We start from the raw sequence: 12,498 nt of genomic DNA on the forward strand, positions 1-12,498 counted from the left end.
GAGTGCGTACCGGACACTGCCCCGGCTCCGGAAGGTTCAAGCAGTCGGTCGTTCGTCGTACTGGAAAAGGTTCCAGCCGGTCGGGGGCGGTTTCCGGCCCTGCACGGCCTCTTCGGGGGCGCCAACGGCACGGCGGGCCGGTACGGACTAGGGTGGCATGTCGGACAGCGGGGCGAAGCTGTGGAAACCCGCGCCGAGCTGGCGGGACGGTGGGCCGATGGGCCGGGAGAGACACATGGAGAAGAGTCCGGACGCCGAGCTGCTCGGATCCATCAGGACCGTGATCCGCCTTGCCCGTATCGTCCAGCAAGCGTGCGAGGAGGCCGGGCTGACCCTGGCCCAGTACCGCGCGCTGAACAGTGCCGTGAACGGCGAGCAGCGGGCGTACGAGCTGGCCCGCTACACCGCGGTGAGCAGGCCCGCGGTGTCGGCACTCACCAATGGCATGGTGCGAGCCGGTCTGATCGAGCGCAGCGATGCGGCGCGCGATGGGCGCGGGGTGCTCTTCTCGATCACCCAGCACGGCGTGGACACCCTGCGTGGTGCGGAAGACCTGCTGGTGGAGCGGATCAAGGACGTACTCGGGGAGACCGGGGACGCCCTGGGCGCGTTCAGGGCGCTGCGGGTGGATGAGATCGAAGCCGCGCTCGACGCGCAGGCCGACAAGGACTTCGGGCCGGCCGGGCGCCGCGCCTGGGCCGGGCGGGCGAAGAACGGCTGAGTTCGGGACCGCGCCTCCTGCCCCGGGCGGGCCTGGACACCGTCTCTTCCCGCAGACCGTCCGTCACAAGACCGTCCGCCATGGCCGTCCCGTCATAGCCGTCCGGGCCGCGCGACACCCGCCGCTCAGGACATCCGGGCCACACGATGCACTCCCCTCCGTCCGGGGCCAGCGAACGGAGGGGAGGAGTGTGTCAGTCGTCGGACGAAGCAACATCGGTGCCCGGGCCCTCCTGCCCTCGACGTTCCGATCCCGGGTGTTCCGATCCCGGGTGTTCCGATCCCGGGTGTTCCGGTCCATGGCGTTTCGGTCCATGGCGTTTCGGTCCATGGCGTTTCGGTCCGTGGTGTTCTGCATGGACGATCCGCTCGGAGTCCGCCCGCTCCCCGGACCGCGGGGACACCTCCCGCCCCTGTTCCCCCTTGGCCGGCGGTACCCCCGGGCCCTCCGGCGCTGCGGGCTCCGTCTGCCGGCTCTGGTGCACGGTGGTGCGCAACGGAGTCTCACGGACCGCCAAGGAGGCGGCCAGACTGCCCAGGGCGACCACGGCGGACACCAGGAAGACAACGGTGAGGGCGTCCCCGTAAGCGGTCCGGCCCGCTTCCCGTAGTACGGGGGAGAGTGCACCGAAGTCCGGGACGCGTTCGCCGCCCGACCCCCCTGTGGGCAGATTGCCGACCCCGGCCACGCGGTGGGTGACGACGGCGCCGAGCAAGGAGACACCGATCGCGCCCGCCAGCGATCGGAAGAAGGTCACCGTGGCGCTGGCAGCGCCCACCCGGTCGACGTCCACGGAGTTCTGTGCCACCAGGACGTAGTTCTGCATCACCGCGCCGATGCCCAGCCCCACCAGAACCGTCGCCGCCAGCAGCAGCCACAGCGGCAGTGGACCGGTGCCGGTCAGCGTGGGCAGACCGAGCAGCGCCAACCCGGTGACCAGCAGGGCGGAGCCGCCGACGAGGAACACCTTCCAGCGCCCCGCGCGGGTGATCAGGGTCCCCGATCCCATGGTGCCGACGAGGGTGCCGACCATCATCGGCATGCCCAGGAGTCCGGCGACGGTCGGTGAGTACCCCAGGGCGAGTTGGAAGTACTGGCTCAGGAACAGGATGACCCCGAACATGACCACACCGACGGAGATGCTCCCCAGCACCACCAGGCGGGTGTTCCGGTCCCCGAAGACGGACCGTGAGACGACGGGTGCGGGATGGTGTCGCTCCACCCTGACGGTCATCGCCCCGGCGACCAGTGTGCCGCCCAGGAAGGAGGCCGTCTGCCAGGAGACCCAGGCGAACGCATCGCCCGCGAACGTCACCCAGAGGAGCGGCAGCGAGGCGGTGACGGCGATGAGCGCTGCCCCGGTCCAGTCCGCCCGGACCTTTCGGCGGGGGGTTTCGGGCAAGTGCAGATGGCGTTGCAGAAGGACCAGACTGACCAGCGAGAACGGTAGGACGACCAGGAAGCACCAGCGCCAGCCGAGCCATTCGGTGTCCACCACGACCCCGCCGACGAGCGGGCCGCACACCGTCGCCCCGGCCATGACGGCGCCGATGTATCCGGAGTACCGCCCCCGCTCCCGGGGCGAGACCAGTGTGCCGATGACCGCCTGGCTGGTGGCCATCAGACCTCCCATGGCGATGCCCTGGACCGCCCGCATCGCGATCAGTGGCCCCATCGACTGGGCGAGCGCCGCGCCCGCCGAGCCGGCGACGAAGACCACGAGTGCGAGTTGGACCAGCAGTCGCTTGCTGTGCTGGTCGGACAGGCGCCCCCAGATCGGGGTGCTGACCGTCATGGTGAGCAGGGAGGCCACCACCACCCAGGTGTACTGGGCCTGACTGCCGCCGAGTTCATGGAGTATCGCCGGCAGTGCGTTGGTCACGACCATCGTGCTGAGTACGGCGGAGAACAGCGCGAGCAGCAGTCCCGCGATGATGCGCATGATCGTCCGGTGGGAGGTCACAGCCTCTGCCGTCGCCATGGTGCCCGTGCCGGGTGATTCGGGTGTTGCGGAGTTGGATTCCATGCCTTGACCCTGTGGTCGTGGGTGAACCCTCCCGGTGATCCGTTCCGGTCCGGAGCGGATCACCGGAGAGCCGGGCGTGATCAGGCGACCAGGGCGCGCACCGCCGCATCGAGCAGGGACAGATGGGTTCGGACGTCGGCCTCCGAGGTCTGCGGGCACATCAGTGCCATGTTGTGGAACGGTGTCAGCAGGACGCCCCGGTTGATCAAGAAGAGATGCAGATAGTCCTCCAGTTCACCGTCGGTCGCCCGCTGCGAGGAGGTGCCGTTCATCGGTGCCGGTGTCATGAAGCGGTACTCGGCACGGGCGCCCAACCGGGTCACCGACCAGGGCAGCCCATGGGCGAGGATGATCCGCTCGACACCGGTTGTGTACCGGGTGGCGAGCCCGAACATGTGCTCGTAGGCGGCCGGAGTCAGTACCTCGGTCAGGGTGGCCCGGGCAGCAGCGAGGGAGAGCGCGTTGCCCGCGAGTGTGCCGCCGACACCGCCCGTGTCCACCAGATCCAGATCGGGCCTGGCCCACAACTCCTCGGCGAGCGGCTCGCTCAGCCCGTAGGCGCCGATCGGGATGCCACCGCCGATCGCCTTGCCGACGGTCACGATGTCCGGGTCGAGACCCCAGGCACCGGTGCAGCCGCCGGGTCCGGCCGAGACGGTGTGGGTCTCGTCGTTGATGAGCAGCACACCGGCACGGCGCGTCAGTTCGCGTACGCCGTCGAGGTAGCCCGGTCTGGGCAGGACGATGCCCATGTTGGTGAGCGCCGGCTCCATCAGGAGGGCCGCGACATCCCCGTACGAGAGTTCCCGCTCCAGCGCTTCGAGGTCGTTAAACTCGACCACCCGGCTGGTCGTGGTGGGATCGACCGGCGCACCCACGTTGCCGGGCCGGGAGCGCGGACCGTCCGGGCCGGTGACGATGAACGACTCGTCCACACTGCCGTGGTAGCTGTAGCTGTTGAACAGGATCCGGGAGCGGCCGGTGAACGCACGGGAGAGCCGCAGCGCCCAGCGGTTGGCATCGGTCGCGGAAAGGGCGAAGCTCCAGCGGGACACCCCGAATCGGCGGGCCAGTTCCGCCGCGACGACCGCCGCGTCCTCGGTGGGCATCATCGTCGTCGCGCCACCGAGTTCGCCGAATCTGCGGGCGACCGCGGCAACGGTCGGTGCCGGGGAGTGCCCGGCCATCGCCCCGGTGTCACCGAGGCAGAAGTCGATCAGTTCATGTCCGTCGAGGTCGACCACCGTCGCCCCGGAGGCGCGTTGCAGATAGAGCGGGAAGCCAGCCGCGCTCTTCGCCATCCAGGTCATCGGCACACCGCCGAGCAGATGGTCCGCCTTTTCATGCGCGGTACGCGATCGGGGGTTGCGCTCCCGATAGGTCAGACGTTCCCCCGCGAGCAGGGCGGACAGCCGGGTACGGTCCACCGGATTCATCTCGTTCACCTCGTCCAGGGCTGTGCATAGGGGGCTGAAGGGCTCGTCGGTACGGGCGGGGCGTCCGCCGCACATCGCAGCGCGCTCGCCGGCGACCGGACACCCGGCCGGGTCATGGTGTGTCTTCCGTCGGTGCCGGTCCTGGGCACTCCCCCGGGCCGACGGACGGATCCCGAGCCGGGTCCGCAGGGTCATATCCGCTGTCGCTGGCACGGGCGAAGGGGGCGCGGATACGGTCGGTTTCCGCCGTGTCCACCGCACCGGCGTCATCCAGCACCACCCGGTAGATCCGCCGGGCGCGGTCCATACTGATCCAGCCCTCCCGGACGTCCAGGGCCACGGCCCAGGGATCGCGGGTGTCGGGTGGGCCGTATCCCCCGCCGCCGCTGGTGCGGGCCACCAGCCGCTCACCCTCCGCCACCCGTACCGGGCCGCAGATGTCGAGATCGCTGAGGTGTCCGTCCCGGTGCCGCAACTGTTGGGCCGAGCGTGCCCCGGCCAGTCCGCCGCGCGCACCGCTCATCGGATGGACGGACCCGTCGTTGGCGTACACCGCCTCCAGGTCGCCGCCGACCGGGCCGTACTCGACGGTCAACCCGGGGGCACCGCGCATCCGTCCGGCGCCCTCGGTGTCCCGGGCGAGCCTGCGCTCATGGATCACCAGCGGCTGCTTCAACTCGTCGATCTCAACGCTGTCGAGCAGCAGTGTGCCGCCGCTGCCAAGGTCGTCCATCGTCAGCCAGCCGTCGTTGAAGGGCCCGGCCGCGCCCCCGTTCGTGCCGGTGAAGATCTGGTTGACGAACGGTTCGGCGCCGCCACCGCGCCGATCGACACCCGAGACGACCGCCTCCGATGGGGACATTCCGGTGCCGACCTCGGCCATCCCGATTCCATCGCCGAGATCGGCGAAGGCGCGCTGCACGATGTTGCCGAGCCGGTTGGCGAGATTGGTCGTCGCGACCGAGCAGCTCACCGGGTGCCGTGGGATGCCCACCACACAGTTCTCCCGCAGGTGCACGCGCACCCTGCGGAAGCTGCCCTGGTTGTGCGGAACCGTGTGGTCGATGCTGTTGAACACACCGATCAGCGCGGCCGTGCGGGAGGAAGCCTCGCTGAGGTTCAGTCCGCTGGGCACGCAGTCGGGGTTGTCCCTCAGATCGATGTCGATCATCCCGCGGGCGGGATCGACGGCGACCTTCGCGCTGATCGGGACGCCGTCCGGGACCCCGGGGAAAGGATCGTGCCGGGTCGTCACGGTTGTCTCGCCCGCGGGCAGCCCGGCGATCGCCGCCGCCATCCGGGACTCGCCGTAGTCGAGCCAGTCATGGGCGAAGGAGTCGAGGGCGTCCCAGCCGACCTCCTCGGCGAGCCGCAGCAGCGACTGCTCCCCGATCCGGGCGCTGCCCAGGATGGCGAGGTAGTCGCCGCGCCATTGGTGCGGGACGCGGATGCGCATCTCGCACATGCGCAGGATGTCCGCGCGGTCGGTGTAGTCCTCCTGGACGCGGACGACCGGGAAGATCAACGCGCCCTCCTCGTACACGTCCCGGGCGCTCGCCATGTACGTCGTCGGTACGGAGTTGCCGCAGTCCGCCTGGTGGGCCTTGGCGAGCACGGTGAACCGGTGCACGCCCGCGTCGTCCACCACCGGCACCAGGATGGAGTGATCGGCGGCGTGGGTGTTGCCGTGGTACGGGGAGTTATGGAGGAAGGCATCCCCCGCGCGGAGTTCGGGATGGAACTCCAGCAGCGAACGCGCCTGGAGGTCGGGTCCGCCCATCACATGGATCGGCGGGCTCTGGCCGGTCATCAACACCCCGCCTTCGGCGGTCAGCACACAGCAGGAGAAGTCCCGTGCCGTGTTGAGCACTCCCGAACGGCCGCTGCGAGCAAGGGTGTTGGACATCCGGCGGACGATCGCCTCGAATCGATGGGCGAGGACCGCGAGTCCGGCCCCGTCCCGTACGGCTCCCCCGTCGCCGTCCCGGGCACCGCCCCTGGCAGGTGGGGCGCTTCGCTCCGTGGTCATCTCGTCTCCTTCTGCCGGTCGGGACCGGTTCGTTGTGAGGCGTCCTTTGCCGGATGGATGACGAGGGAGCCGGAGTCGCTGACCTCGCCGGTGCCGTGGTCGGCGACGACCACCGTGGTGAAGGGCGACTCGATGAGCACGGGGCCCTGGAGCACCTCACCGGGGGCGATGCCCGACAGGGGCCGTACCGGGATGTCGGTCATGCCCCGACCCGGGACATAGGCCCGCCGCACCCCGGCGGGGGCGGCCTGGCCCGGCCGGGCGGTCAGAACACCGGTACGGCCGGCCAGCGGCACCCGGGCCCGGGCACCCCAGCTGACCACCTCGACCGGTGAGTCCTCGTCCGTGATGCCGAGGATGCGCTGGTGGACGGCGTGGAAGTCGGCCTCGAACTCCCTGACGGCATCCGCCGTGGCGAATGACTCGCTGCGCAGGGGCACCACCAGTTCCCAGATCTGTTGTGGGTACCGTGCCTCCGCGAAGAGTGTGACGGTCATACCGGCCGGATCCGCTCCCACATGCCCGGCGAACTCGCCGCACCGCAGGAGCAGTCCGGCAAGGGCCGCGTTCACCCGGTCCGCCTCGAAACCGCTCGTCACCGCCGGGACCGTCGCGGTGTACACCGCCCGCAGATCGGACATCAGCGCCCCGGATGCGGCCAGCGCCGCGCCGACGGCCGGCACCACCAGAGTGCGGCAGCCCAACCGCTGCGCGACCGCCGCCGCATTGAGCCCGGCTGCGCCACCGCCGCCGACGAGGACGGCCCTGGACGGATCGATGCCCTGTTGGAGGGTGATCTCCTCGATCGCCCGGACCATGTGCTCGGTGGTGAGTTCGAGTACGGCGTGGGCGGCGGCGACCGGATCGACACCGAGCGGTCGGGCGACATCGTCGGTGATCGCCGCGAGCGCCGCGTCCGGGTCGAGCGCCATGGCGCCGCTGGAGAAGGAGGCCGGATCGAGGTACCCCAGCACCAGGGCGGCGTCGGTCACCGTGGCCCGGACACCGCCGCGCCCGTAACACGCCGGACCCGGCACCGAACCTGCGCTCATCGGACCGACGTGCAACAGCCCACCGGGATCCACCCAGGCGATGCTGCCGCCGCCCGCGCCGACGCTCTTGACGTCGATCGACGGCAGCCCGGTCATATGTCCGGTGATCTCGCCCCCGACCCACGCCGACCGGGTGGAGGGGATTTCGCCGTCGCGGACGAGGGTGACGTCGTAGGTGGTCCCACCCGCGTCAGCGACGATCACCGTGCCCGCGCCGAGATCCGCGGCGGCATACGCACGGCCCGCGACGGGGGCCATCGAGGGCCCCGAGTTGATGGTCAGCACCGGCTTCTCGGCCGCGTCCTGTACGTCCATCACCCCACCGATGGAGGTGACCATCAGAATCCGGCCGGTGAGACCGGCACCGCGCAGCCGCCCGGTCAGACTCTCGGTGTACCGGGACATCAGCGGCTTGAGCGAGGCATCGATCGCTGCCGACGAGGCCCGACGGTACTCGCGCAGCGATGGGTTCAGCGCATGGGAGAGGGTGTGGGGAACACCGGGCAGCCGCTCCCGCAGCACCTCGGCGACCGCCAGTTCGTGCGCCGGGTTCACCGTGGCCCACAGCAGGCACACGGCCACGGCCTCGACCTCCGCAGCGGCCAGTCGGTCGCAGATCCGACCGAGCCCCTCATGGTCGAGCGGGCGCAGGATCTCCCCCGAGGCGGTGATGCGCTCCGGTACCTCGAAGGTGAGGGAGCGTGGCACGTACGGCTCGGGGAACGGGACGGTGAAGTCGAAGGGGTCCGGCCGCCCGCCCTCCCGGAGCAGGAGCACATCGGGGTGGCCCTCGGTGGTGAGGAACGCGGTCCTCGCGGTGGTGCCGGTGAGCACGGCGTTGAGCCCGCGGGTCGTGGCGTGGACGAACGTCCCGACGTCGGCGAGGAATCGCTCCAGCGTCAGCCCGTCGGCCTCGGCCGCCGCCGTGAGGACGTCCAGGATGCCGCGTACCGGATCGTCGGGCACGGTCGCCGACTTGAACAGCCGCAGTTCGCCGTTCTGCTCGACGACGAGGTCGGTGAAGGTTCCACCGATGTCGACGGACACCCGAGTGGCCGAGTCGGAGGGTTGGCGGGTTGCCGGGTCGGGGGCGCTCACGGCCGGTGCCTGTTCGCGGGGGCGGTCACGGGTACGGATCCGAAGGAGGCCGCCGGGCCCGGACAGTCTGCTGAGCGGGCTGAGTCGGTCTTCGAGTGGTCGGTCCCCTGGTGGTGGATCCGGGCGGGGTGATGGTCGGACATGGTGGGTCTCCGCTTCTCGGTGCGCACGCTCAGAAGCCGTAACTGGACACGGGTTCGAGGGACTTCTCGGCGGCCGTCCCCTCCAGCCGGGGCGCGGACTCGACGCACTCGCGCAAGTCCCGCAGGAAGTCCGTGGTCTGGCCGTCGTTGTGCGGCATGGGAACGACGACGAGGCTCACCGGCCCCGGTACGGCTCGGGCCGCGAACATCCATCCCCTGCGGCGCAGTTGCTCAGCTGCGGGCCGGAGATCGAGGGTCCGGGAGTGGATGAGGGTCATATTGATCCGTGAGCCCGGGTGGACGTCGAGACCGTCGATCCCCGCGACCCCGGCTGCGAGTTCGTCGCGCATCGCCATCGACTTCAGCGACACCGCGGTATAGCCCGGCTCGCCGAGCAGCTTCACCATCGCCCAGGCGCCCGCGATCGGCCCCGCACCCCGGGTGCCGGACATGGTGCCGTTGGGCGGGCAGATCTCCTTCGCCGCTTTGAGCAGTGAGTCGTCCCGGAAGAGCAGGGTGCCGGCGGGCGGCGGGGCCATGCCGTTCTTGTGCAGATCGGCGCTGATCGAACACACCCCGGGGACCCGGAAGTCCCAGGCGGGGATGGTGGTGTCATAACCGGAGCGCTCCAGGAACGGCAGGATGAAGCCGCCGAAGGCACCGTCGACGTGCAGATAGAGCCCGTGGCGCTGTGCGATCGCGCCCATCTCCACGATCGGGTCCACACTGCCGTACGCCCAGGTCCCGGCCGTGGCGATGAGGGCGATGGTGTCGGACCGGACGGCGGCCTCGACGGCCTCCGGGTCCACCTGGTCCAGCCGGCCCCCGGGGGCGGGCACGACGATGGGGTCGAGGTCGAACATCCGGCAGAGCTTGTGGAGCGAGTAGTGGCCGTTGTCCGGGAAGACCACACTGCCGCCGCGGCGTCCGGCCCGCTGCTTCGCGGTGAGGATCGCGCACATGTTGGACTCGGAGCCGCCCGAGGTGATGAACCCGGCCGGCGCCGCGGCGCCCATGAGCCCGCCCAACCACCCGACGACCTCCGCCTCCATCTCCCGCGCGCCGCCGCCGGTGATCCAGGTCTCGCCGTGGATGAAGCGGAGGTAGGCCGCGACCGACTCCTCGCGTACGGCGTTGCCCCAGGGAAGTTCCGGAGTGGTGATCAGATGGGGGCCCTCGTCGAAGAGGTTGCGCGGCATCTCCGGAAAGCGGGAGACCTCTTCCAGACGGTGGAGTTCGGCTTCGAACCAGTCCAGGTCGACGCCGCTGGGAAATGTGGTCATGTCGTGTCCTCGTACTCGAATCGCGAATCTCGGATGGGTGCCTGGTGTGCGGTGGTCTGCGCCGGTGCCGTGCCTCCGGTCTCGGGGGGTGGGGCCCGCCGCCGCGGCCCGGTGGGCGGGGGGTGTGCCGGGGCCGCGGCGGCGGGCGTCTGGGGGCCGTGAGTCGTCGGCCCACGGCTGACGACTCACGGGCGGCAGGGTGCTATTGGGCGGTGAACCCGCCGTCGACGGCGAGGCTGGCCCCGTACACGTACGACGAGGCGTCCGAGGCGAGATAGACCACCGCCGGGCTGATGTCGGCGACTTCGCCCACCCGGCCCGCGGGGGTCGTCGCCACGATCTCCTTCTCCAACTCCGGGGTGATGAGTTCGGCGTTGATCGGGGTGTGCACATTGCCGGGGGCCACCGCGTTGACTCGGATACCCGCCGGCGCCAGTTCGGTGGCGAGCGCCTTCACCATCAGCTCGACAGCGCCCTTCGATGCGCAGTAGGCACAGTCGTCGGGCGAGCCGACGCGGCCGGACATGGAGGAGACGAAGACGATCGATGCGCCCCGGGTCAGATGGGGGCGGGCGGCCCGGGTGAGGCGGAACGGGGCGCGGACATTGATCGCCCACTGTCCGTCGAACATCTCGTCCGAGGTGTCCGTCAGCGATGCCTGGGCGTAGATGCCCGCGGAGTGCACCAGGACGTCGAGTCGACCGAATCGTTCGATCGCCGCCTCGATGACCTGGCGTGGGGCATCGTCCTCGCGCAGATCGGCGGCGACCGCCAGTTGCGCGGCCCCGGTCGCGGCGACCTCGTCCGCGGCGGCGGTCAGCCGGTCCGCCGAGCGGCCGACGAGGACGACGTCACAGCCCGCAGCCCCGAGGGCCCGTGCGATCTCGGCGCCGATGCCGGAACTCGCGCCCGTGACGATCGCCGTTCTGCCGTGCAGATCGAACGGGTGGGGCGCCGACGTCGGAGCCCCCGCGGGTTGCGATGACGAAGACATGGCCAGTCCTTTCAGACGGGTACGGGGTCCGGCTCCCTGGCCGCCACCGCAATGTCGTGCCGCAGATGGCTGCGACCGCGGAGGAAGAGGAGCCCTGCGGTGAAGGCCGAGAAGGCCACGGCGGAGGTGATCGCGGTGCGGGGCCCGAAGGAGTCGGAGATGAATCCGGCGAAGATGGAGCCGAAGAAGCCGCCCATCAGGAAGGTGAAGACGGGGAGGAAGGCGAACGCCTGCGCCCGCAGCCGGTGCGGTGAGACCGCCGCGACCAGCGGACCCACACACACCAGCGCGATCCCAACGCACATCGAGGCCAGGACGTAGGCGGCGAGCAGCAGCCAGACGGGCCGGAACCAGATGCCGCCCGAGATGATGACCCCGTACACGAGGATCGAGCCGCCGGCGATCAGCACGGTCATCTCCGGCCGTTGCCGAAACACCCGGTCGAAGTACTGGCCGCCGGCCACCATGGCGCCGATCACGGGTAGTTGGGTCAGTGAGAAGATCAGTCCGCGGTCGAAGGCGTCCAAGTGGTACTCGTCGCCCAGCAGGAGCGACATCTGGACCGGCACGGTGAACAGGGCCAGCCCGAGGACGCCGATGCCGAGGCACATAAAGAGGAACGTCTTGACCTGCATCATCTGCCGGAAGCCGTGGAAGATCCCGACGGGGCGCTCCTCGGCGGCTGGACCGGCCGTATCGCCCTGGGTCGCGGGCAGATCGGCCCCACCGCGCTGCGGTTCCTTCAAAAAGACGGCCGCTGCGATGGCGAGCAGTGCGTACGGCACCGCAAGGCCGATGTAGGCCCAGCGCCAGGACTCGCCGCCTTCGCCCGCAAGACCGGCCAGCGACCCGGCGAGCGCGGGCCCGACGGCCTGGCCGATCGGGGTGGCCGTCGCATGGAGGGCGTAGATCCGGCCGCGTCCCTCGACGGGGTAGGCGTCGGCGATCAGGGAACCGAAGACGGGGTTGGAGTATGCCGCCGCCAGTCCGATGAAGGCGTAGGCGGTGAAGAGGTGCCAGACGTTCTGGGCGAGCCCGGCACCGATCAGGGACATGGTCCCGACGACGGCCGAGACCACGACGAGCTTCTTACGGTTGACCCGGACGGCCAACCAGGCCATGGGTATCCCACCGAGGACCAGTGCGACACCGGTGAACCCGGCGGTGGCGACGAACGCGGCGTCGGAGATGCCGAAGGTGTTGCGGATGTCGGGGGCGAGGGTGCTGGTCGCCTCGCGACTCAGTTGCTCCATCACGACGAGGGGTACGGCGAGCAGACAGATGCTCCACCCACCGCGCCGGAGGGTGTCACGCAGTCTCAGACCGGTGGAGTCGAAGGGGCCGGGGGCGATGAGGCCGGGGGCCGTGATGTCGTCGACCGGGGAGCCGGTCACATCGTGGAGGCTCTTGGCGGGCCCGGGTGGCTCTCCGGGTGGTTGCGCAGGAGGGACCCCGGGTGCGGCGACCCGGGGAAGGGGATTGGACATGGGCGTACTCCCTGAAGGGTCCCTGGGGGAGGGAGGGGGTGAGGCGGGGACGCGGGGAGTGGGGGGAATGCACGGTTCCGGCGGAGGGGGCGCACGGAACAGGTCCTGGAACCGCCGGTACTGGAGCCGACGGGCAGGCACCTAAAGGGTTGTTCGGGTACGGAGGAGGCTGGACGGATACCGGAGGGTTCTGCGGTGAAGATCCCGCAATCCGCGGGGGCGGCCCGGG

Annotated in this window: 8 protein-coding genes; 1 reads left to right on the forward strand and 7 read right to left on the reverse strand. The window is 70.3% G+C overall.

The genetic code is table 11. The features are described from left to right. The first annotated feature begins 235 nt into the window (after positions 1 to 235). Complete coding sequence (locus OID54_RS04395; RefSeq protein ID WP_329014175.1) at positions 236 to 721, forward strand: MarR family winged helix-turn-helix transcriptional regulator; 486 nt, start codon at positions 236 to 238, stop codon at positions 719 to 721. Between the two features lie 193 nt (positions 722 to 914). On the opposite strand, the gene OID54_RS04400 is transcribed toward OID54_RS04395, so the two are convergent. The 7 genes from OID54_RS04400 to OID54_RS04430 form a co-directional block, all read right to left on the reverse strand. Continuing rightward, positions 915 to 2,747 carry an MDR family MFS transporter gene (locus OID54_RS04400; RefSeq protein WP_329014178.1) on the reverse strand — a complete coding sequence of 611 codons (1,833 nt, stop codon included), beginning with the start codon at positions 2,745 to 2,747 and terminating at the stop codon, positions 915 to 917. 80 nt (positions 2,748 to 2,827) lie between these two features. Continuing rightward, entirely contained in the window at positions 2,828 to 4,396 is a 1,569-nt protein-coding gene (locus OID54_RS04405; protein WP_329014181.1) for a transaminase, read from the reverse strand. Continuing rightward, positions 4,296 to 6,212, reverse strand: coding sequence for a hydantoinase B/oxoprolinase family protein (locus OID54_RS04410; RefSeq protein WP_329014184.1), 1,917 nt, complete (start codon positions 6,210 to 6,212; stop codon positions 4,296 to 4,298). Before OID54_RS04410 ends, OID54_RS04405 begins: the two co-directional genes overlap by 101 nt. Next, complete coding sequence (locus OID54_RS04415; protein WP_329014187.1) at positions 6,209 to 8,362, reverse strand: hydantoinase/oxoprolinase family protein; 2,154 nt, start codon at positions 8,360 to 8,362, stop codon at positions 6,209 to 6,211. The genes OID54_RS04410 and OID54_RS04415 overlap by 4 nt, the downstream gene beginning before the upstream one ends. Positions 8,363 to 8,534: 172 nt before the next feature. Further along, on the reverse strand, positions 8,535 to 9,788 hold the full coding sequence (locus tag OID54_RS04420) for an aminotransferase class V-fold PLP-dependent enzyme (RefSeq protein WP_329014190.1): 1,254 nt from the start codon (positions 9,786 to 9,788) through the stop codon (positions 8,535 to 8,537). Positions 9,789 to 9,990: 202 nt separating this feature from the next. Then, positions 9,991 to 10,782 (reverse strand): SDR family NAD(P)-dependent oxidoreductase, encoded by a 792-nt coding sequence (locus OID54_RS04425; RefSeq protein WP_329014193.1) that lies wholly within the window; start codon positions 10,780 to 10,782, stop codon positions 9,991 to 9,993. An 11-nt stretch (positions 10,783 to 10,793) separates the two neighbouring features. Further along, positions 10,794 to 12,269, reverse strand: coding sequence for an MFS transporter (locus OID54_RS04430; RefSeq protein WP_329014196.1), 1,476 nt, complete (start codon positions 12,267 to 12,269; stop codon positions 10,794 to 10,796). Positions 12,270 to 12,498: the final 229 nt, after the last annotated feature.

This window comes from Streptomyces sp. NBC_00690, assembly GCF_036226685.1.
Taxonomy (GTDB): domain Bacteria; phylum Actinomycetota; class Actinomycetes; order Streptomycetales; family Streptomycetaceae; genus Streptomyces.

Excerpts from the sequence above, each read along its gene's own strand:
- OID54_RS04410 (WP_329014184.1), bottom strand. The coding sequence starts at position 6,212 with ATGACCACGGAGCGAAGCGCCCCACCTGCCAGGGGCGGTGCCCGGGAC.
- OID54_RS04420 (WP_329014190.1), bottom strand. The coding sequence starts at position 9,788 with ATGACCACATTTCCCAGCGGCGTCGACCTGGACTGGTTCGAAGCCGAA.
- OID54_RS04395 (WP_329014175.1), top strand. The coding sequence starts at position 236 with ATGGAGAAGAGTCCGGACGCCGAGCTGCTCGGATCCATCAGGACCGTG.
- OID54_RS04400 (WP_329014178.1), bottom strand. The coding sequence starts at position 2,747 with ATGGAATCCAACTCCGCAACACCCGAATCACCCGGCACGGGCACCATG.
- OID54_RS04425 (WP_329014193.1), bottom strand. The coding sequence starts at position 10,782 with ATGTCTTCGTCATCGCAACCCGCGGGGGCTCCGACGTCGGCGCCCCAC.
- OID54_RS04430 (WP_329014196.1), bottom strand. The coding sequence starts at position 12,269 with ATGTCCAATCCCCTTCCCCGGGTCGCCGCACCCGGGGTCCCTCCTGCG.